The organism is Neobacillus sp. BP17 (assembly GCF_059579525.1).
Genome location: NZ_CM184198.1, coordinates 5,011,622 through 5,034,364, shown reverse-complemented (window position 1 = coordinate 5,034,364; position 22,743 = coordinate 5,011,622). Strand labels below are relative to the sequence as shown.

General features: G+C 37.8%; 11 protein-coding genes. 9 read left to right on the top strand and 2 right to left on the bottom strand.

Translation table 11 applies throughout. The annotated features are described in order from the left end of the window. Positions 1 to 9: 9 nt before the first annotated feature. Positions 10 to 1,224, bottom strand: coding sequence for a HupE/UreJ family protein (locus AC4QJR_RS24620; RefSeq protein ID WP_496524501.1), 1,215 nt, complete (start codon positions 1,222 to 1,224; stop codon positions 10 to 12). 274 nt (positions 1,225 to 1,498) lie between these two features. On the opposite strand from AC4QJR_RS24620, the gene AC4QJR_RS24615 reads away from it, so the two are divergent. From AC4QJR_RS24615 to AC4QJR_RS24605, 3 genes are all read left to right on the top strand, one after another. Next, entirely contained in the window at positions 1,499 to 7,300 is a 5,802-nt protein-coding gene (locus AC4QJR_RS24615; protein WP_496524500.1) for an Ig-like domain-containing protein, read from the top strand. Between the two features lie 202 nt (positions 7,301 to 7,502). Continuing rightward, a complete protein-coding gene (locus tag AC4QJR_RS24610; RefSeq protein ID WP_496524499.1) occupies positions 7,503 to 8,786 on the top strand; it encodes a serine hydrolase in 1,284 nt (427 codons plus the stop codon). A gap of 71 nt (positions 8,787 to 8,857) precedes the next feature. Continuing rightward, positions 8,858 to 9,811 carry a C39 family peptidase gene (locus AC4QJR_RS24605; RefSeq protein WP_496524498.1) on the top strand — a complete coding sequence of 318 codons (954 nt, stop codon included), beginning with the start codon at positions 8,858 to 8,860 and terminating at the stop codon, positions 9,809 to 9,811. Here the strand turns inward: AC4QJR_RS24605 and AC4QJR_RS24600 are convergent. Then, positions 9,808 to 10,932 (bottom strand): acyltransferase family protein, encoded by a 1,125-nt coding sequence (locus tag AC4QJR_RS24600; protein WP_496524497.1) that lies wholly within the window; start codon positions 10,930 to 10,932, stop codon positions 9,808 to 9,810. The two genes, AC4QJR_RS24605 and AC4QJR_RS24600, sit on opposite strands and share 4 nt — an antisense overlap. A gap of 365 nt (positions 10,933 to 11,297) precedes the next feature. Here AC4QJR_RS24600 and AC4QJR_RS24595 point away from each other — a divergent pair, with 365 nt between their 5' ends. The 6 genes from AC4QJR_RS24595 (at position 11,298) to AC4QJR_RS24570 (ending at position 22,713) form a co-directional block, all read left to right on the top strand. Further along, positions 11,298 to 12,014 carry a polysaccharide deacetylase family protein gene (locus tag AC4QJR_RS24595; RefSeq protein WP_496524496.1) on the top strand — a complete coding sequence of 239 codons (717 nt, stop codon included), beginning with the start codon at positions 11,298 to 11,300 and terminating at the stop codon, positions 12,012 to 12,014. Positions 12,015 to 12,426: 412 nt separating this feature from the next. Continuing rightward, positions 12,427 to 14,601, top strand: coding sequence for a bifunctional glycosyltransferase/CDP-glycerol:glycerophosphate glycerophosphotransferase (locus AC4QJR_RS24590; RefSeq protein WP_496524495.1), 2,175 nt, complete (start codon positions 12,427 to 12,429; stop codon positions 14,599 to 14,601). A 5-nt stretch (positions 14,602 to 14,606) separates the two neighbouring features. Then, positions 14,607 to 16,025: an MBOAT family O-acyltransferase gene (locus AC4QJR_RS24585; RefSeq protein WP_375375282.1), complete on the top strand. Its 1,419-nt coding sequence runs from the start codon at positions 14,607 to 14,609 to the stop codon at positions 16,023 to 16,025. A 17-nt stretch (positions 16,026 to 16,042) separates the two neighbouring features. Beyond that, a complete protein-coding gene (locus tag AC4QJR_RS24580; RefSeq protein WP_496524494.1) occupies positions 16,043 to 17,245 on the top strand; it encodes a DHHW family protein in 1,203 nt (400 codons plus the stop codon). A gap of 48 nt (positions 17,246 to 17,293) precedes the next feature. After that, positions 17,294 to 19,999, top strand: coding sequence for a bifunctional glycosyltransferase/CDP-glycerol:glycerophosphate glycerophosphotransferase (locus AC4QJR_RS24575; RefSeq protein WP_375375280.1), 2,706 nt, complete (start codon positions 17,294 to 17,296; stop codon positions 19,997 to 19,999). 311 nt (positions 20,000 to 20,310) lie between these two features. Next, complete coding sequence (locus AC4QJR_RS24570) at positions 20,311 to 22,713, top strand: glucosaminidase domain-containing protein (RefSeq protein WP_496524493.1); 2,403 nt, start codon at positions 20,311 to 20,313, stop codon at positions 22,711 to 22,713. Positions 22,714 to 22,743: the final 30 nt, after the last annotated feature.

The following is a 22,743-nucleotide window of genomic DNA, read 5'->3' as shown; positions in this document are numbered from 1 at the left end:
GTTTAAAATCTATGAAATAATTCGTTCGACTAGCCAAATAGCTCCTAAAATAAATATGATCGATGAACCGATTTGAACGAATCTACGTGAGATCTTTAATCTGAAAATATACGTAAGTAAAGGTAATAGTAAAAGAACAATCGCTAACTGCACGGCTTCAATCCCCAGGTTAAAATTAACTAATGCAACAGCAAGATGGCTTTTCGCAATCTCCATTTCCTTTAAAATACTAGCAAACCCAAGACCGTGAATTAAACCAAACAGAAACGTGATACCCCAGCGGTGTCTGATCTCCTTTCGGAAAATATTCTCAATAGCCACGTAACAAATACTAAAGGCGATGGTGGCTTCCACAAAACGAGAAGGTAACGTGATCCAACCTAATACCGCAAGGCTAAGGGTGATGCTGTGTGCCAATGTAAAGGATGTGACAATAGAAATATACTGTTTGAGGGTTTGTTTTCTTAACAACAAGGCAAATAGAAATAATAGGTGATCATAGCCAGTAATAATATGCAGCATCCCTAATTTGAAAAATGAAAACCACGAAGAAGTGGTAGTTTGTGGTTCTGGCGCAGCTGCCTTGGCTTGATCTTGTTCCGTGCCAGGCGAAGGCAGGGTGGTTTGGTCCTGACCTTGTTCCTGCTGTACCTCAGTTAAAAGTATCGTCCAAGTCCGTTCCTTCCCTTGTAATACAGCCTCACTCGTTTGTCCCATAAAAGAGGCTGAAATCAAATCAACATAATTCGTCCCCGTATCATTAAAATAAAAGCCATCATTATAAACGATTGTATCCCCAGCCGAAAAGGCCGGAAAGGTCATCGTCGTGGAAAGAAACTCTTTGTTTTCTTTTTTTACTAACTTCATTGTTTCTACTTTAGGAGTCACTTCTTTGTTGTTCTTGTCCAAGGTCAAACCTTCAGTAATTAATTCCTCAATATGATGCTGCTCTTTTTTTACCTCAGATTTTTCAAGTACCCAGTTTTTATTTAGGTCAATATCGGGTAATAGTTCTATAAGGGATAATGTATCGAGGGTGAAGACGATCTCCGTTTTCTTTTCGTCCATTGTTATTTTTGTGTAACTAGCACTATATGCATGGGCATTGGCAAAAATCGGGAAAGAGATGAAGGTAATAAGAAGGATTGAAAGAAAAACACAGAAATAACGATTTCTATCGAAAAAACTAATGTTATGCCTAAAATTGTATACGAAAGAAAACACGAACGAACCTCCTGATTGTTGTTTTAAAATATTTAACTGAATTTACCAAATAAATGAGTAAGGCTGAAACCTCCTTAATATAATCACATTTTAACAGTATTTGTATACCTAATTGAAAAATAATACGGCCTCTTAGAAATAAGTGTAGAATATTTCTATATCCAAACTAATGAAAATTTTGTAGAATTATAGAGCAATATAATACCTTGATATGAAAGCAATGTAAGCGCTTTTTACTAAGGTAAATGAAATTACTACAAAGGGTGGTAGATGAATGATAGAAAGACAAAAGAAGTTTAAGCGCTGGACAAGCACGTCTATGGCAGCACTTCTATTGGTCAGTACCTTTTTGCCGAGTGGTCTAAACATTAGAGCACATGCAGACATGGCTGATCATGTTGTTATCTCTCAAGTGTTTGGTGGGGGAGGAAACGGAAGCGGCACTACAGCAGCGCCATACAATAAAGACTTTATTGAGCTTTATAATCCGACGGATCAACCAGTTGATCTTACAGGATGGTCTGTACAATATGCTTCCAGTACGGGAGCATTTAATGGTACAACACCATTAAACAAAACTATTCCTGCTCACGGGTATTACTTAATTTCTGAGGCTGGTGGAGCAGCAGGTATTGACCTTCCTACACCTGATGACTCGGGTTCCCTCGCTATGTCTGGTACTAATGGGAAAGTTAGATTAGTAAATAAAGACGCGGTGGTTATTGATTTAGTAGGATTTGGATCAGCTACTTCTTTTGAGGGGACAGGTTCAACGAAAGTTCTATCTAACACTACAAGTGCACAACGCCGCCCTTACGCAAACACAGATCCTGCTCCTGGAAAAGGAAATGCATGGGACACTGATGATAACGCAGCAGACTTTTATGTAGGTCCAGTTGCTGCACCAAGAAACACTGAAAGCACTCCTGAAGTCCCGATGATTCCAGTAATCAGCTTGCAGCCAAAAGGAAATACCATTCAATTTTTACAACAACAAGATAATTCAGCTACCTTAAAGGGTGGTGCTGGTTCAGCTGAACCTAACTCAACCGTGAGTATCTATGAAACAGCAGCTAAAGGAACAGCACTTGGCACAGCAAAGGCAGCTGCTGACGGTTCCTTTGAAATCAGCTTCACAGCATCTAAAGCACTTCCGGCTGTTTATGTGTCTGCTAAACAAGGTGATATGGACGAAAGTGCGGCTATTCAAATCGACGTAGCCAAAGCATCCTCGAGTATTGCTGTTGATAAATTGAACTACATGGTATCAGGTGGAGTAGGTACATTAATCGGTAATGCAGGCGCAGCTGTTAAGGATTCCGTCATCAAGGTATATGCTGCAGAAAATGCAACTGAACTACTTGAAACAGCAAAAGCAAGTGCAACTGGAGATTTTAATATTAAAATAAACACCAATGCTCCTGATAAAGTTTATGTAACACAGCAATACAGCACAGCAAAAGGGATTATGCTTGAAAGTGCTCCTGTAGCGATTGAAAAAGCTGTGTTGAATACCATCACACCACTAAACGAAGTGAAAGCAACTGACTCGAAAGGGATTCTAACAAACCTAAACGGGTTCTTCACAGTTGAAGGAATCGTAACCATTCAAAATGGTATTTTAGGTACACAGAAGAACAACTTCTATATCCAAGATGCAACAGGCGGAATCAATGTTTTTGGAAGCCTTGATTCAGGTCTAACTGTACAACGCGGTGACAAGTTACGAGTGACAGGTAAAGTCATCGTTTATAAGGGTATGACTGAGTTTGAGCCTACTGCTATTCAGAAATTGGATGAAGGCCTAGCACTTCCAACGGTTAAGGAAGTAACCATTCCAGAAGTAACTACATTTGCAACAGCTGAACCTCTTGAAGGAAGCCTTGTAAAAGTAACAGGAAAAATTTCCGCAGTAGAAGTAACTGCACCAAATTACAATGTAACAATTGTTGATGAAAACAATAAAACTACTATTCTACGTGTAATGGAGAAGACTGGCATTAACCCAGATACTGATCTAGTGATTGGTAAGAGCTACTCGATTACAGGGATTGTCGGACAATATACTTCAAATGCTACACACGTTAATGGATACCAAATATTCCCGCGTGACGTGAAGGATATAGCATCTATCTTAGGAATTACACACACACCATTAACAGAAGTATACAAAGATACAAATGTGGAATTTGTGGCCAATGCCGATGGTGCAGAAAGTGTAACTGTTTACTATCGTGCCAAAGGAGCAACAACTGAGTATATTAAATTGGCAATGGGCAATGACGGCACAGGCCGTTATACAGCAACATTGGATGCAGCAAACGTTCCAGCAAACGGCTTTGACTACTATATCGAAGCTGTAGCAGGCACGAAGGTACAATCAGTTGGAACAGGTGCTGCACCAAATTCGGTAGCAGTGATTGAAGATACAACGGGTCCTGCCTTCAGCGGAGAGACACCGCAAAAAGGTGCAAAAGTGGAAACTCCACGTCCTGAAATTACAGCTCTAATTAATGATCCAAGCGGAGTTGATGAGTCATCTGTTCAAATGTGGCTTGATGACAAAGAACTGAATGCTCCAGAAGCTACTATTACTAAAACGCAGGTTAAATATACACCAACAGAGGATCTTACAATTGGGGTCCATACGGTAAAGGTGTCTGCGACAGATACAAAAGGCAACGAGAATACAAAGGAATGGACGTTTGAAATCGTTCCACGTTTTGATGGCGGAAACCACTACCGTGGTACCACACACAACCATACCAACATTTCACATGATGGTGCCGGAACGCCAGAAGATGCCTTAAAAGCTGGTCAAAAATATAATTACGATTGGTTTGCTTTCTCTGACCACTCACATGATATTGATCCTGAAAAATTAGGAACTGATACAGTCAACCGTACTGCAAAAGATGGTAAAACTGTCATGCAGGAACGTTCAGGTGGAACACAGTGGCAAACAACGAAAGACCTAGCGAAAGAATATACAAAGAACGGTGAATATGTTGTATTCCCTGCATTTGAAATGACTTCAACTACATGGGGCCACTCCAATATCTTTGGTACAGATAATTTTATCGACCGTAACATTAACGGGAAGCAATACCAAGACTTAAATCAGTATTATGCATGGGTATTAACGTATGACAATATCGTTGGTCAATTTAACCATCCTGATATGTCAGCCAATGCTTTTAACAATTTTAAGCCGTACAATAGCGATGTTGATAAATTATTTACCATGCTTGAAGTAGGTAATGGTTCTGGTCACTATGGCTACGCCAATGCCGAAGCAAAATACTTCTCTACATTAGATTTAGGCTGGCACCTTGCTCCTACGTATGGTGAAGATAACCACGAAGGAACATGGGGACAAATCAATGCTCGTACCGTCATCGTTGCAGACGATCTTTCTCAGGATTCTTTAATGAACTCGATGCGTAATATGCGGGTCTACATGGAAGAAGATCCAAACTTCACATTAGATGTATCAGCTAATGGCTACTATATGGGTTCAACGGTTGATAGTAAGAACCTAACATTTGATATTAAGGGAAGCGACTTAGTAGCGGAAGCGAAAAATAGCACAGACTATGATTATCTTCCAGCATCATATAAATCAGATGATCGAATTGCTAAAGTTGAATTAATCTCAAATGGCAGCAAAGTAGTCGATTCAATTACACCAATGAAAAATGACTTTACTTGGAAACCAGAATATACGGTAACAGGCGGCCAGCAATGGTTTGTCGTGAAAGTTACTCAAATGGATGGCGAGAGAATTTACTCTTCACCAATCTGGTCTAAAGAAGAATCAGTTGATGTAAAAGTGAACAGTATCGATATTGACGGCGGAGTCATCGTTGACGGTAATCCTGCAACATTAAAAGCAGCAGTTGCGAACAATGGTACTGAAGTCGTGAAAAACCTAAAAGTAGATTTCTATTACGATGAAGTTAAGACGGAGAATCTTATTGGTACAAACAATATCACTTCGATTCTATCCAAAACTTCAGCAACAGCTACAGCAACATGGGCAAGCCCAATTAAAGGTGATCATAAGTTAATTGCCGTTGTAACTTCCTTAGATGGACTGAATCTTGGTGATGTTCAATTCTCATTACCAGTAAAGATCAAAGAGCCACTTGGAATTAAGGTGTTAATCGATGCGAACCATAACAACGAAAACACAAGTACAGATGGCGGAACGTATAAGGATAATTTAAAAGCCTTTACGCTAATGCTTCAAAAAGAAGGTTACACGGTTGCTGAAAATAAAACAGCACTAACAGATGAAGTGTTAAGCACAACAAAAGTATTAGTGCTTACACACGGAAAAGCATTAACAGCGGATGAAAAAACAGCTGTTGCTAATTTTGTGAAAAATGGCGGTTCCTTATTAATGGCCGGTAAGAGCAACAACAGCACGGATCCTTCCATTAATAACGGAGTACTGAGCGAAATTGGATCAGCTATCCGTATGGGGAATGATGGAGTATTTGACGATAGCAAGAGTGGAAACTTCTGGAGTGATCCAGCTGTCAGCCCGTATGCAGTCAGAGTACATCCAGGATTAGTATCCAACCATATTACTGACCGCGTATCATTTGTTGATTATTACAGCGGAACAAGTTTATCTGGGGCAGATAATAAGGCATTAACCGAATCAGATAAAGTAACCATCCTTGCAAAAGGTAATGAAACAACGTACCAAGGAAAAGTTTTAGGCGGATTCACTTACGATGCGGTTTCTGATGAAACAGGCGGATCAGCCATTCCATTAATCGCTTCTGAAGAAATTGGTGAAAATGGAAGAATCATTGTTTCAGGGATGAACATCTTTAATGATAAACAGATGGATGAATCTTATGAACCAAAGGGCAATGACGAATTAATTTTTAACTCTGTCAATTGGTTGGCACATCGTGAAATGCAAGTCCAAAATATTGCAGATGTGCGTAAACTGGCTGATGATACAGATGTAGTGGTTGAAGGAACGGTTACCACTGGTGCAGGCGTCTTCTTTGATGCGTTCAACTTACAAGATGAGACTGGCGGTATCATGGCTTACCTTGAGGTTCCAGATGGTTCTTTAAAACCAGGTGACAAAGTACGTGTTTATGGCCACATTAAGAGATTTGATAATAATATTGAGTTAGAGTTTACTAGCTTTGCAAAAGATGTTATTAAACTTGGATCAGGTGACCCTGTCCAACCGAAACTAGTACCAACTGGAGAAGCAACTTCTGCTGCCAACCAAGGATTCCTAGTGAAAGTTAAGGGTCAAGTCGTATCTAAGTTTGATGAAAATTCTTATGTCATCAATGATGGTTCTGGTGATGTGTTAGTGTTCACTGATGGATACATTGTGAACCAAAGCAATGTTCAGGTACCAGTTCTTAAAACGGGTGACACCCTAGAAGCAGTTGGTTTATCTGGTGCTTTTGCACAGGGTACACGTATCCGTGTAAGAGATACAAGAGAACTAATAGGAACGGCAGATACAACAGCGCCAGAAAAGCCGTTTGTAAATGCTGTGACTGATGCTGATGAAGTAATCAGTGGAACAGCAGAAACGGGCTCTAAAGTTGTCGCAAAAGTAGAAGGTCAAGAAATATGTACAGCAACAGTTAATGCTGAAGGTCAATTTACAATGACCATAGCTAAACAAGCAGCAGGCGTGAAAATTTTTGTAACAGCTACGGACGAATCAGGGAATGTAAGTTTAGCGGCAGAAATAACAGTCAAAGACGAAAAAGTTAATAATGTGAGTGTATCAACTGACAAGCCAGGTACACAGGTCTTTAAAGATCCAATTCAGTTTACTGCTACTTCGGAAGGAAGTAGGAGCCCTGAATATCGTTTCTATATCTTAGATAAAAAGGGAGCAGTAATCGTATTACAAGATTATGGGGTCAGTAGTACATTGAAATGGACAGCAAAAAATCCAGGTACCTACACTATTTTCGTTGAAGCAAAGGATAAATATAATTCCGGAATTTCTTCATATTATGAAGCGCGAACGGAATTAACCTTTGATGTAGAAGCAGATAAAGGAAAAGCAAAAAATTAAAAAGTGGAATGAATAGGAACATCCTCTTTCCACCTCAGACTGTCGACAAATCCTAAAAATTGGGGTTTGCCGATAGTCTTTTTTTTTGTGGGTATCCACATTGGATATCCATTTCCATTATCTATTTCCTTTTTATAGTAGAATCCTATATTCATAAATTGAAAATTTTGTTAAAATTTAAGAAAGATAAAATGTAAGAAGGATGGGGAAAGGGTTGAAGGCAGGACGTTTTTTACTAGGAATAATTAGTGCTTTTTTAGTATTTTCCATGATTATCCCGAGCCAACAGGCAAATGCTGCAGAATTAACAGCGCATCAGGATTTTACTAAAAAGGCATCTGTTGAACTAAACAAGTACATAAAAAAATCTGGCGGCGTAGTTATGCTTCAGTACCAGGATTTGGTAACAGGTGAAAGCTATCAAATAAAAGGGAAGACCTCTAGCCGTGCGGCAAGCACGATTAAATTGCCGCTAGCCCTCTATATTATGGAGCAAGCAGCTAAAGGCAAGATCAATTTGAATCAGAAGCTGAAATACCAGAGTTATCATTATTATGGCGGCAGCGGCGTCATTCAAAAGGATAAAGTTGGGACGTACTATACCATTCGTGATTTGGTTAAAAAAGCGATGATTTATAGTGATAATATTGCCTTTATCATGTTAAAGGAACGAGTCGGACAACAAAATTTTATTAAATATATGAAAAGCGTTGGCGGCAAGTATGCCTATCCGAATGGGAGAAATTTAACCTCTGCAAAAGATTTAACAATCTATGCGAAAAGGCTCTATCAATTCTCGAATAGAAGCCCGTTAGGCAAAGAACTAGTCGGCTATTTGAAAAAGACCGTTTATAATACGACCATTCCACGCGGAATTAAGGGGACCCCCGTGGCCCACAAGGTTGGGATGATTCCAATGGACCGAATCTATAACGATGCAGCGATTGTGTATGACAAAAACCCTTACGTCTTAGCAATCATGACAAAAGGTATTTCCTATGAGAAGTCACAAAAGGTCATTGCCGGGGTTGCGGCTATAGTTAACAAATATCACAAAGCGAAGGCGTCAGCACCATATTTTAAGAGTAAAGCAGATGTAACCATCTATCAAAATAACAGCAAAACAGCTGCGATTGGAACATTGAAAAAGTACCAAACTCTAAAAATTATCTCAACCAAGGGTACTTGGTTTGGAGTCAAATTCGGAAAAGGCACCGGATATATTGAAAAGAAATCAGTGGTTGCCCTAAAGAAAACGACAGTAAGCGGCTGGGCTGCAAACCTTCCCCAAATCGGCATCATTAAAATGAAGGAGAAAACACCCGTAGTCGACAAAACTATTGCAGGTAAGGTCATTGCCTATATTAATAAAGACCAAGATTACTATTTTTTCAAAATTGATAAAGATTACTATGTTGTTGATTTAGGTGGAAGAGTCGGATATGTCGCTAGTAAATATATTGCTGATCTTAGTATAAGCATGTAAATTTTCCGTCTTAGCTAGGGAGAATTCACCCCTAGCTTTTTTAAATCATTCTATGGAGGGGTTGACGAGAGATGAAGAGAATAAAATGGATGGTACCATTGCTGAGTTTACTGCTATTTGCAGCAAACATAGGTAAGGCAGAGGCAGCCACTGGTGTGATTGATAAAACGCCGCCGAAAATGCCTACGGTAAATAATCTGACTAATAAGTCCTTTACGATCTCAGGTAAGGCAGAGGCAAATGCCATCGTTTATGTAAATAGAAACTCAAAGTATTATTTAAAGAAGGCTGCAGACAAAAACGGAAATTATTCTTTTCTGATTCCGCAGCAAAAAAAACAAACGGTCATCGAGGTTTATGCTGTCGATCAAGCCAAAAATAAAAGTTTAGCAAGAAAAGTGATTGTTAAGTCACAGCCCAAGCTAAAAAAGCAGAAATTGAATGTGTCCGTCATTCGCCAAATGCCTGAGCTGCCGCGTGGGTGTGAAGTGACGAGTTTAGCGATGATGTTGAATTATTCAGGTACAAAGGCAAATAAAATGACACTGGCCAAACAAGTGAAAAAGGACCCAGCTGTCATGCAACGGAAAAACGGCAAAATCTATTTCGGCCATCCTAATTATGGGTTTGTCGGCAATATGTATACCTTCAATAAACCAGGGTTAGGCGTTTTTAATAAACCGATTGAAGCCTTAGCAGAACGATATAAACCGAATCGGATTAAAAATTTAACTGGAAAGCCGTTCGAAACGATTTTAAGTTACGTAAGTGCCGGCCATCCGGTCTGGATTATTAATACGAGCTGGTTCAGCCGTGTTCCTAATTCTTATTGGCAGACATGGTACACTTCAAATGGAACGGTTCGGATTACCTATAAAGAACATTCAGTTGTGATCACTGGCTACGATTCTAAATATGTTTATTTCAATGATCCGTTGGATGGAACGAAGAATAAAAAGCGCCCGATCAAAACATTTGTTGAGGGATGGAAACAATTTGGAAGCCAAGCGATTAGTTATTATTAAGACGTTCCCATCCTCGTTTTTCTGAAAAAAGGAATATGAACCAGATCGATTAGGAAGTTAATTCCGATCGAAACCATGATGGTTAGGATAAATACCCAAATCACGATTAGTGTCGAATAGTAAGGAGCAAAGCTGATTTCTTGAAAAAAGTAATAGATAAAAAAGGTATGTGTCAGCCAAATAATCGTTGAGTGTTTTCCTAATAGAAGAAATAACCTCTCCAGTATGGTGATATTTTGAACTAGTTTCACAAACGAGAAAATCACCAAAGGGGCAAGAATAAAATCTGAGTAGTTATAGATTCCCTCTATTTCAGGTCCTCTTGTTTCAATAATAAATTTGAAAGAGTACTGTCTGAAATAAAAATAGAGAACAAGAAGCAGCAAAAACACGATCTTATTATTTAGGTGTATTTTAGAGAAAAATGCATCCATTTTTTCAAATAAAGAATATTTGGAAAAGTAGATCCCAGTAATGAACATGATTTGCCACTGAAATAACGTCCCTACATGATTGATTCCAATTTGAACTAGTTCTAGGTTAGAAAAAAATTCGTCAATGTGTAAAAAGAAAGCAGAAAGAAACAAAAAAATAAACGAGAGGTAACTTATCAAAGTAGGCCATTTTTCAATCAATTTTATAATTAGTGGGAAAAGCAATACCAATTCAATATAAACAGAGATGAACCACCACTCGCCATTATAGGTATGAATCAGGGCAAATAAATTATAAATAAACAGTTTAGGGTTCCACGCATATCTTACCGTGTCATCAAAATATTTGAGTCCAATCGGAATAAAAATAAAAAAGACAAGCCAGTAAATAGTAAAAAAGTTAAATGCCCTTATCAGCCCCTGGCGGAAGGTAAACTTGTGTTTTGATTCGAAGCTTTTATAAAGACCCAATCCGCTGAGGAACAGGAAAATAGCTACACATAGTTTACCAAACTGACCAATAAGCTGGTCTAAAGGTAAGTTATCAACCATCATAATCGGCTTGTAATGGACAGCCTCAATACGGTTGGGAAAAGCAAATAAATGGTGATAAACCATTAAGACGATGGCAAGTCCCTTGGAAATCGCGGTCATATTTCTAGAAAAAATAAATGGTTTATCTTCCATATATCATTCACCTCAGGAAAAAATCTCGTTTTATCCATAGGTTGTTTGGAATCATGCGGGATTATTCATCACGTAGGATTTTTCTTTTGCACGAGAATTGAGGAAAAGCGTCAATTGCATATCTTAGAATAGAAGATTTAGAGTTTTTTAATTTTGGCTGTGTTAAACATGTCTGTTGTTTTCCGTTCCAGGCACTTCGCTTTCCGCGGGCGTGCCGGGGAGCCTCCTCGGCGCTTTTAGCGCCTGCGGGGTCTCCCCTGACCCGTACTCCCGCAGGAGTCTTCGTGCCTTCCACTCCAAACAACAGAGTGCCAAAATCAACATTAATCTTTAACACAGCCTTATTTTTAAAGGGGGAAAAAGATATGTTAAAAAAAACAACCACTGTCATTTTTGCGATGCTGCTTCTGCTAAGTACCTGCTTTTTTTCAACAAATAAAACGTATGCGAGCGAGAAAACAGCTAGTAAGGTTGTTTATTTGACCTTTGATGATGGCCCGAATCAATACACGCCTAAAATACTTGATATTTTGAAAAAGAAACAAGCACATGCAACCTTTTTTATGATCGAAGGAAATATCAAACGAAATCCTAAAACGGTTAAGAGAATGATTAAAGAAGGCAATTATCCAGCATTACATAGTGTTTCCCACAGTGTAAAAAAATTATATCGCGGAAGTTCAAAGAACGTTGCAGTCGAAATGGAGAAGACACGGCAAACTTTGTTAAGAGTTTCAAAGTTTAATAGTATGTTGACCCGCGCGCCGTATGGAAGCAAACCCTATATGAAGAAACCCTTAAGGGATGCATTAGCAAAAAAGGGCTTTAAAATGTGGGATTGGGACATTGATACACTTGATTGGAAATATAATCGGACCAATCCGAAGACGATTACATCAAGAGTGAAATCCGGACTTAAAGGTAAAAAGGGACCAATCGTGATTCTATTCCATGATTCAAAAGGAACAGCACAGCAGCTTCCGATTATTATTGATTACCTGCGCAAAAAAGGTTATACACTAGAGGTCTATAACCCGCAAAAACATATTGTGAAGAATTTTTGGAATGATAAGAGATTTTAATCAGACCATTTAAAATGTTTAAAATGTGTTTGACCACGATACCATTAAGATTTACTTACAATAATAAAACACAAAAAGGGCTGCAAGAGAGGCAGCTCTTTTTGTTGTGGTTAAGGTATAGGCATATTTAGATCTGAAAATTCAAGGGATTCCTCCGATACTTTGTATAAATAATAACAGCTAGAAAAAAGCTAATAAAATACTACTTTCTCATCTGTTCAATCCTTCCCCTTATGGTGTATTCTTGTCTATCTATTATGTCCCCAGTCATTTTATTTGATTTTCATTAACACAAATCGTCTAATAAACCGATAAAATTGTATAAATTAACAAAATCTATACATAACAATGATTAATTGTTAAAATCTAATAGGAATATTGTCGAAATTTCAGGGAGTGTGACAGAAAAAGTATGAATATTAAACAAAAAGCGACGGTATCAATCATCATCCCATATTATAACTCCATGGAATTCATCGGAGATTGTTTAAATTCCGTATTATCACAAACCTATACGAATCTGGAGATTATCATCATAAATGATGGTTCGGATGCAGAAAATACTCGATACATTGAAACGTTGCAACACGACAAAAGAATGGTCTATATAAAAAATGAATCAAAAAAGGGAGTAGCCTACTCACGGAATAAAGGCTTGAGTTCCGCAACTGGAGAGTTTGTGCTTTTTCTAGATAGTGAGGACATCCTAGCAGAAAAAGCGATTGAAATTCTTCTATCATCTATTGAAGATGCACCCGCGATTGCAGGGAAAACTAAACGATTATTAAGACCCAATGATTTAGAGGTTCCACAGCCTACGGAAGTCATCGTGACCCCTAATCCAAGTCAAAAAATATTCCATAGCGGAAGTATTTTAAATGTATTGATTCGGAGCAGTTTCATCAAGGAACATAAGGTTCGCTTTTATGAGGAAACGGAAGGCGCCACAGATATATCAGGGATCATCCCGTTTCTATTATACGTTAAGAGTTTACCCAGCTTAAATATCCATACATATTTTCAACGGGTTCGTAATGACCCCATTTCCAATCCAAGTCTGGTCCAACGTTCTATCCAAGAGAGAACTCGAGATTTTATCAAAGTCTATATGGAAATGAATCAACAGTATGGAACGTCTCAATCAGTTAAGGAATATTTGGACGGGCTGCTTCTCAGATTTTATCGACGACAGGTTATAAATATTTTTAACGATCAAAAACACTTGGATGAGTTCTTTGACTTATTGTCTTCAGCAATGAGTATTCTCAACCCAGCTAGTATTGCTTCGCAGCCTAGTCATATTAAAAGGGAAGTCAATCAGTTACGGGCTGGAAATAAAGACAAATTCATTAAAGGATATAAATTCCATGTTGAAGCAAGGGACTTTAAAAATGCGATAAAAGGGTTCACTAGGCTTAAAAGATACATCTATAATAAATTATTCTTAAGATTCCCGATGAAAGATAATTACATTATTTTTGAAAGTTTCTTAGGAAAGAACTATTCGGATAGTCCCCGTAATATTTACGAATATATTATTGAAAACAATCTTGAGTATCAGTGTATCTGGGTTTTCAATGATAAAAATCGTAAAATTCCTGGAAATGCGAAAATCGTAAAACGATTCAGTCTTGCCTACTATTATTATTTTGCGGTATCGAAATACTGGATCAATAATATGCGGCAACCGCTCCATCTTGTCAAGCGAGAGGGAAATGTATTTTTGGAAACGTGGCATGGGACTCCGCTAAAAAAATTGGTTTTTGATATGAAGGACGTCTATTCGGCCAATCCAAGATATAAGCGGGATTTCTATATGCAGTCACGGGCGTGGGATTATTTATTATCACCAAACCGCTATTCTTCTGAAATTTTTCGAAGTGCCTTTAAGTTTGATAACGAAATGCTGGAGTTTGGCTACCCCCGCAATGACATTCTTTATTCACCGCAAAAAGAAGAAATTGTGGCTCGTGTCAAGAAAACCATAGGGATTCCTGACCATAAAAAGGTGGTATTATATGCACCAACCTGGCGGGATGATGACTTCTATGAGCCAGGAAAATATAAATTTCAACTGCAGTTGGATTTACATAAAATGAAGGAAACTCTTGGAGGTGACTATGTAGTCGCACTAAGGATGCACTATTTTATTGCGGATGATATTAATGTGGAAGGTTTGGATGGCTTTGCGTTCAATCTTTCAAAGTATGATGATATTGCTGAATTATACCTGATTTCGGATATTCTTATCACTGATTATTCTTCAGTATTTTTTGATTACGCCAATCTTAAGCGCCCTATTTTATTCTTTACGTATGACCTGGATAAGTATCGGGACCAATTAAGAGGGTTCTATCTGGATTTTGAAAATGAAGGCCCAGGACCATTACTGCGGACAAGTGATGCCGTCATAGATGCGATTGCAAACATTGATGTGATAAGTGAGCAGTACTCAGATAGATACGCTGCATTCTATGAACGGTTCTGCAGCTGGCATGATGGAAAATCCACGGAGAAGGTCGTTAAAAAAGTATTGCTGGGTGAGGACCCAAGCTTTCAAAAACAATCAGAGAATCACGGAGGATAAAAATCGTGCTATTTAGTTCAACCGTATTTTTATTTTTATTTTTGCCTCTTACACTAACTTTATATTTTTTAGCCCCCCGAAAGTTAAGGAACACCGTTTTACTTTTGGCTAGTTTGTTTTTTTACGCATGGGGCGAACCAAAGTTTGTTTTATTTTTGTTTCTTTCTATTGTTCTCAATTATGTTTTTGCACTATTAGTTGATCAAAATAGGGAAAAACATGTCTTGATTAAGTGGATAATGGGGGTAACTATTTTTGCGAATTTGTCCATTTTGATTGTTTTCAAATACGCAAATTTTATTGTCGATAACATTAATGAACTGTTTGGAACCACGATTGAATTGGGAAATATTCCGTTTCCGTTAGGGATCTCCTTTTTTACCTTTCAAGGACTAAGCTATGTAATTGATGTGTACAGAAAAGATGCGAAAGCACAAAAAAACCTAATCAATATGGCGATGTATAAAGCGTTGTTTCCGCAGCTGATTGCTGGACCGATTGTCCGCTATGTCACAGTGGCACACCAAATCGATGAACGGAAAGAATCGATATCGAAATTTGCGTATGGGACGAAACGATTTATCATTGGCCTTGCCAAGAAAATGATTCTAGCCAATAATTGCGGCTGGGTCGCTGACCAAGTTTTTTCCATGCCTGCAGGTGAAATGTCCGTGGGCATGGCATGGATTGGAATCATAGCTTATTCATTACAAATCTACTTTGACTTTTCGGGATACTCCGATATGGCCATCGGTTTAGGAAGAATGTTTGGCTTTGATTTTCTTGAGAACTTTAATTATCCGTATATTTCGCGTTCTGCAACGGAATTCTGGAGAAGATGGCATATCTCCTTAAGTACCTGGTTCAAGGATTATTTATATATTCCTTTAGGCGGAAACCGTGGTGGAACATATAAAACCTACCGAAATTTGTTCATTGTCTGGCTTGCAACTGGGATTTGGCATGGTGCCGCCTGGACGTTCATCGCGTGGGGAGTTTATTACGGAGTGTTAATCATGTTAGAAAAAGCATTTTTACTGAAATGGATCAAAAGTATTCCGAGGGTATTCCAGCATCTTTACGCCCTTATTGCTGTGCTGATTGGCTGGGTATTCTTTCGAGCAGAGACATTCACGTATGGGTTTAATTATTTGAAAGTGATGTTTTTTGCGAATGGCAACCCGATTTGGGACCAGCAGGCAAGCTTTTACCTTTCCCAATATGGAATCGTTCTATTGATTGCTATCATTGCTGCTACACCTGTATTCCAAGTTCTCAAAGACAAAGTTATTAAACCGGGGACAACGGGCATCGCAAGCGGCAGAGATTTTGTGGTTACAGCAAGTTATGCTGTTATTTTCTTTTTAACGCTTGTTAGCGTGGTATCGTCCACCTTCAATCCATTTATTTATTTCCGGTTTTAATGAGTATGGAGGGAATTATGAAAAAAGCTAATGTACAAGGCATTGCCGTTATAGCTATTTTTCTATTAACGATCTTCGGTTTCTTTATCTTTACATTTGTGACCCCATCGAAGTCCATGTCGTTACTAGAAAATCGAAAGCTGGCGCAAAGGCCCGATTTAAATAAGGATAATTTACTTACTGGGGAGTATTCCAAGCGGTTTGAGCAATATTACAATGATCAATTTCCGATGCGTGATTCATTTATTGAAACGAACGCCCTTATTAATAAGAATTTCCTCAGACAAAATATAATTGAGGATGTCTATGTGGCGGATGATGGATATTTGTTGTCACAAGTTGCCGAGGTCACCCCTGCTGATGCGAAACAAACAGCGGGCAGAATTAATGAACTTGCGGCACATCTTGCGAAAAAGAACATTAGTGTGTATACCGCATTAATGCCGAATAAATCAACCATGATGGAGGATAAATTTCCTGCCTATTTTCCAAGCTTTGGTCAAAAAAATATGAACATTCTTTATAAAGAGCTTGGAAAAGCGTCTCATCCGATTGACTCCCGTACCGTCCTGGCTAAGCATATGAATGAAGACTATATGTATTTCTATACAGACCATCATTGGCAAGCAAAGGCAGCTTTTTATGCCTATCAAAATGTCATGTCTGCAATTAATGCGAATGAGCAAAGTAAAGATAGGGTTTACCAATATAACGATTACACATGGAAGCTTATTGGAAAACCGTTTTATGGTTCCGATGCGAGGAAAACAACAAGCGCCAATGCTAAGAAGACTGATACAATTTTAGTAGCACAGCTGAAAGAAAAACATCAGCCGTTTACGATGAAATGGGGAAATCGCTCAAGAAGTGGTTTATATAATATGGATTTTTTAACAATGGAAGATCCCTATACTAATCGTTACCAAGCCTATTTAGGCGGGGATTATGCCCATATTACCATTACAAATCCAAATAAAACAAATGGAAAAAAGCTATTAGTGATAAAGGATTCTTATGCGAATGCATTTATTCAATTTCTTGTTCCACATTATAAAGAGACGCATGTAATAGATCCTCGTCAGTACAACAAAATGCCCATCGAAAAATATGTGGAGAAAAACAATATTGACCAAGTTATCCTACTTAATAATATCAACTCAATATTTGTAACCCCTGCATTAACAAATTTTAATCATCCAGGGCAGGGTGAAAATCAGTAAACATGATGCTTGCCCTTTTTCTAATCTATTCTTTCGGAGGTAGTAAATTTGGAGCCAGAAAATCGGTCCTATAATGATTTTTATTTTTCAATCATTATGGCGGTGTATAATGTTGAAGACTATTTAAAAGAAGCTGTCGAGAGCATCATTAATCAAACGTTAAATTTCGACAAGCATATTCAATTGATTTTGATTAACGATGGAAGCATAGATGAAAGCGGGAAACTATGTAAAAAGTTTCAAAAAAAGTATCCGAATAATATCGTCTTTATTGATCAAGAAAACCAAGGGGTAAGTAGTGCCCGTAATGCCGGGTTAGAGGCAGCAAAGGGGAAATATGTTAACTTCCTCGATCCAGATGATAAATTATCATTAAATGCTTTAGAAAAAGTCTATAACTTTTTTGAAAAGCAAGGAAAAGATATCGATGTTGTTTCCATTCCAATCTATTGGTTTGACCAGGCTAAAGGTGAGCATCTACTAAATTACAAATACGCATCCAATAGAATCATCAATATACTAAAGGACCATCGCTTTATTCAAATGTCTGCATCTAGTTCGTTTGTTCGAAGGACGGCAATTGGCGAGCAAAGATTTAAAGAAACCCTTAAATATGGGGAAGATGCAGAATGGTTAAATCGGATTATCTTGAAGAAGTGTGAATATGGTGTTGTAAAAAAAGCTAAATATCATTACCGTAAACGAAGTACTAATACTTCGGCGACCCAGCAAGCCTTACAGGATAAGGATTATTATTTGCACAGTCTAAAGAACTTTTCATTTACGTTCATTAATATGTCACTGGAGATTTTGGGATTTGTTCCGAAATACTTCCAATATATGATAATGTATGATTTGCAGTGGCGTCTTAATAATAATGATTTAAATGTACTTATGACAGCAGAGGAAACAGAAAATTTCCTGAAAAAACTTAAAGAGTTATTAAGTTTTATCGATGAGGATATTATTCTGGAACAGAAGCATTTAAATATGTATCGGAAGAATTATTTGTTACGAATTAAGTACGACCAGAATTATGCTGATTTTTACCAACCATTCCATTCACCTAATAATGCTGTCTTATTACATGGCAATCGGGTCATGGATGCTTTGGACCAGCATCAATTGGCAGTAGAGTTAATCAATATTGAGAATAAGCAGCTTTTCATTGAAGGTCATTTTACTTCCCTTTTTGAAAATAGTGATACGAAAATTGTTGCTGACGTTAATGATGAAATGATTGAAACACAAATCGTCGAACGTTTTTATAAAGATACGAATGTCTTTGGGAAAAACATAAAAAAGGCGCTAGGGATTAAATTCAACTTTCCTTTAGATAAAATAGGAAAACAGAGTAAATCTCTAAAAGTTACTTTTTATGTAATCGTCAAAGAGAGTAAAGTAAAGTTAGATATGCTATTTAGCGGGCAAAGCCACTTAAAAGATAATAGTTATTCTTATTTTAATAAGAACGGCTACATGGTTATTTACCAGAAAAAGAAGAAGCAATTTTTGATTAGAAAAAGTGAATTTAAATTAATTCGTGGGAAAGAAATTGCCGTACTTAAGACTTTATATAAATTGAATAAACCAGGCTCCAGAAAGGCGTTATTGATCAGATTAGATCATTTTTTCCAAAAGCACTTCTTTCAAAAGAAGCGTATTTGGTTATTTATGGACCGGGTTAATAAAGCCGATGACAATGCGGAAGTTCTGTTTGAATATGCGACAAAGCAGCAGGATGGCATTCAGAAATACTTTGTTATAAATCAAGATAGTGAAGATTTTAAACGACTTCAAAAAATTGGCAATGTTATTCCATATGGATCGCGCCAGCACAAACGGTATTTATTACTTGCCGACAAGTTGATTTCCTCTCATGCCGATGAGTTTATTGTCAATCCATTTGGGAAAATGAAAAAGTATCTTAAGGATTTATTTACGTATGATTTTATTTTCCTGCAGCACGGCATCACGAAGGACGATATTTCGAGTTGGTTAAATAAATATAAGAAGAATATTCGTCTGTTTATCACGGCGGCCAATCAGGAATACGATTCGATTGTAAATGGCCATTATGATTACACCGAAAAAGAGGTCCTTTTATCAGGGTTTCCGCGCTTTGATAAGCTGCAAAATGATGATAAGAAGCGGATTCTTATCATGCCGACATGGCGCAGCGATTTGGTAGCAAAACTAAATCCAATCACTGGAACGCGCGAATATAATCCTGTTTTTAAGGAATCAGAATACTTTAAGGCCTTCAATGATTTGCTGAACAATGAAAAGTTATTAAAAGCAGCAAAAGAAAAAGGTTATAAGCTTGTCTTTTTCCCACATCCTAATATCAGGCAGCAGTTGAAGGATTATCAGATTGATGATTCGATTGAAGTGGCGGACATGAATAGCAGTTATCGTGATAATTTTAATCAATCCAGTTTACTGGTCACGGATTTTTCCTCGGTCGCCTTTGATTTTGCTTATCTAAAGAAGCCGGTAATATATTATCAATTTGGAATGAACCATTTGGCAGAAGGTTATTTTGATTATCAAACGATGGGGTTTGGTGATGTCTTGACTGAAAGTGAGCAAGTGGCAGACAGAATTATTCAATATATGAATCAAAATTGTCAAATGGAAGCCGCGTTTCAGGAACGAGTGAATCAATTTTATTCCTTTACGGATCAAGATAACTGTAAACGGGTTTATGAAGCGATTCGCCAAATAAATCAACCTAAATATCCAAAAAAATAATCTAGGGCAAGATTCAAAAGAGCTATTTTCCATTTGGGGAATAGCTCTATATTTTTGTGGTCCCGATATAAAAGTCCCACAAATTGTCGATTTTGGTATAAGTATTTTGTCGTAATTTGTAAAAATAGATTAAAATTCTATGACTATATTGTTACAATAGAAAATAGTTCGTCTACTGAAATATGTTCTTGAAATATTGCTAGATTTATAGAGAACACGTTGATTCTCATTTCAAGGTCAAACTTTGTAGAGGACTTGAGGGTCGTAATTGACTTTTTTACAAATTAATAATCACTTTTTAGGGAGGCATTATGGAGAAGGTTAGAAAAATAGTTGGACATGCCACTATCGCAGGCTTATTGTTCACAACAACAATGAGTCCTTTACCTGCGTTTGCAGAGGGGAGTGCGACTGAGGCAGCAATAACTGCTGTCGATACGGAACAAGATTCAACGGCTTCGGATGATAAGGTTCAAGCTGCCGAGGAAAATACGGCGGATGTTGAACAGAAGACAGAAGCTGAAAAATCATCTACGGCGGATGTTGAACAGAAGACAGAAGCTGAAAAATCATCTACGGCGGATGTTGAACAGAAAACAGAAGCTGAGGAATCACCTACGGCCGTTGAGAACGAAGCAGTTACTGAAGAAACACCACCTACAGTTGAGAAAGAACAGTTAGACTCAAACGCTGCGGTCGAAAAAAACAATATGACTAAGGCTGCTAAAATGGCGACTGTTGAGGTCGAGCTTGTCGGGATAACCATTCAGCCTGAGACTGTTGTGTATGGAGAAGCATCTACAGATTCTGCCCCTATTAAGACGTTTACGGAAGGTACTTCTGTAAAAGTGTATGATTTTTCAGCTGATTGGTATGTTACCACAGCCAATGTTGTAGGCACCAATCAGTTAGGTTATATCCAAAAAAGTGAGATAGATTTAATCACCTCAACACCGGTTAAGTCTGAAGGGATTGCGTTGAAGGATCCGACTAATTTATACACCTCACCAATGAGAAGTTCAAAAGTTGTAAGAATTTATAGCGAAGGCTCTCTATTAAAATATTATACCTATACATCCGGTTGGTATAAATCAAGCGTGAATGTTAATGGTGTGCTGCAATCCGTCTACATTAACAAGGATGATGTCGAGCAGATTATCGCTAATCCAGTTAAACAAGAAGGTTTTGCTGCAAAGAACCCAACTAATTTTTATGCCTCACCATCAAGAAATGCTCAAGTATTACGAACCTTTGCAGAAAATTCCTATCTTTCTTTTTATACCTATACATCTGATTGGTATAAATCGGCCGTATCTGTGAATGGACAGATCCGTACGATTTATATTCATAAAGACGATGTTGAAAAACCAACAACCAATCCTGTGAAACAATCCGGGATCGCGGTATCAAACCCAACAAACATGTACTCTGCTCCAGTAAAGGGGTCAAAGGTTTTAAAAACCTATCGTCCCGGTGCAAAGTTATTGTATTACACGTTTTCATCACAATGGTATAAGTCAACTGTGACTTATAATGGGGTCCCAACTGTTGTCTATATTGCAAAGGATGAAGTGGACCAGCTGGTTAATCAAGCGGAAAAAGAGGAAGGAATTGCGCTTTTAAATCCTACCAAATTGTACGCTTCTCCAACTAGGGATGCGAAAGTATTGAAAAGCTATAAACCAGGATCCATTTTAAAATATTATTCGTATACAACTCATTGGAAAAAGTCGTATGTAACAGTAAATGGGACTGTTCAGACGATTTATATTCATAAGGATGATCTCGAGCAATCTAACTTCTCGAATACTACTTTACAAGGTCTGTCATTAAGATCATCTACTCATGTTTATTCATTGCCTTCAAGAGATTCGAAGATTCTAAGAGATTATCCGAAAAATATGATACTAAAATTTTATAACTATAGTGAACACTGGTATAAATCCTATGCTACAGTAAATGGAAAAGTTGTGATCTGCTATATTAACAAGTCAGATATTGGTGAACAGCGAATAACGGTCTATGATTTGACTTTAGATCAAGCGGTAAATATGCAAAAGAATGCTTCGCCAGTAACCGATAAAGACGCAGAGTGGTTATCCGCTACAAGCGAACAAGTTGAATATTATCTGGACCCTCTAAACTTCCAATCTAATTCGGATACGTATTTGCAATTCTTAATCTTGTCGCATCCGGCAGGGACAAACGCAACTGAGTTGAATAACCGGATTCTTTATGGAAAAGGTGTTCTTGCAGGTAAGGGGAATTCCTATATAAATGCAGCCCAAACTTACCATGTCAATGAGATCTACCTCATCAGTCATTCACTTTTAGAAACTGGTAATGGTTCAAGTAAGCTTGCCACTGGGATAAAAGTAAATGGCGTAACGGTCTATAATGTTTATGGCGTCGGTGCCTTTGACATCAACCCAGATTATTATGGTGCTCAGTTTGCTTATGAACAAGGGTGGACAACTGTCGAGAAAGCAATCATTGGCGGTGCCAAGTTTGCTGCTGAAAAGTATATTCATGCAGGACAAGACACGCTCTATAAAATGCGCTGGAATCCAGATGCGATGAATACCTATGGTTATGCTTCCCATCAATATGCAACAGATATTGGCTGGGCTGTAAAACAAACGACGAGAATGTCACAGATGTTAAGTACGCTAACACAATTTACGCTGCTCTATGATATTCCTGTTTATCAATAATGAAAAAGAAAAAGGGTGGATCCATTTTAT

Coding starts and splice junctions, on each gene's coding strand:
- AC4QJR_RS24615 (WP_496524500.1), top strand. CDS start 1,499: ATGATAGAAAGACAAAAGAAGTTTAAGCGCTGGACAAGCACGTCTATG.
- AC4QJR_RS24605 (WP_496524498.1), top strand. CDS start 8,858: ATGAAGAGAATAAAATGGATGGTACCATTGCTGAGTTTACTGCTATTT.
- AC4QJR_RS24600 (WP_496524497.1), bottom strand. CDS start 10,932: ATGGAAGATAAACCATTTATTTTTTCTAGAAATATGACCGCGATTTCC.
- AC4QJR_RS24580 (WP_496524494.1), top strand. CDS start 16,043: ATGAAAAAAGCTAATGTACAAGGCATTGCCGTTATAGCTATTTTTCTA.
- AC4QJR_RS24595 (WP_496524496.1), top strand. CDS start 11,298: ATGTTAAAAAAAACAACCACTGTCATTTTTGCGATGCTGCTTCTGCTA.
- AC4QJR_RS24590 (WP_496524495.1), top strand. CDS start 12,427: ATGAATATTAAACAAAAAGCGACGGTATCAATCATCATCCCATATTAT.
- AC4QJR_RS24610 (WP_496524499.1), top strand. CDS start 7,503: ATGGGGAAAGGGTTGAAGGCAGGACGTTTTTTACTAGGAATAATTAGT.
- AC4QJR_RS24570 (WP_496524493.1), top strand. CDS start 20,311: ATGGAGAAGGTTAGAAAAATAGTTGGACATGCCACTATCGCAGGCTTA.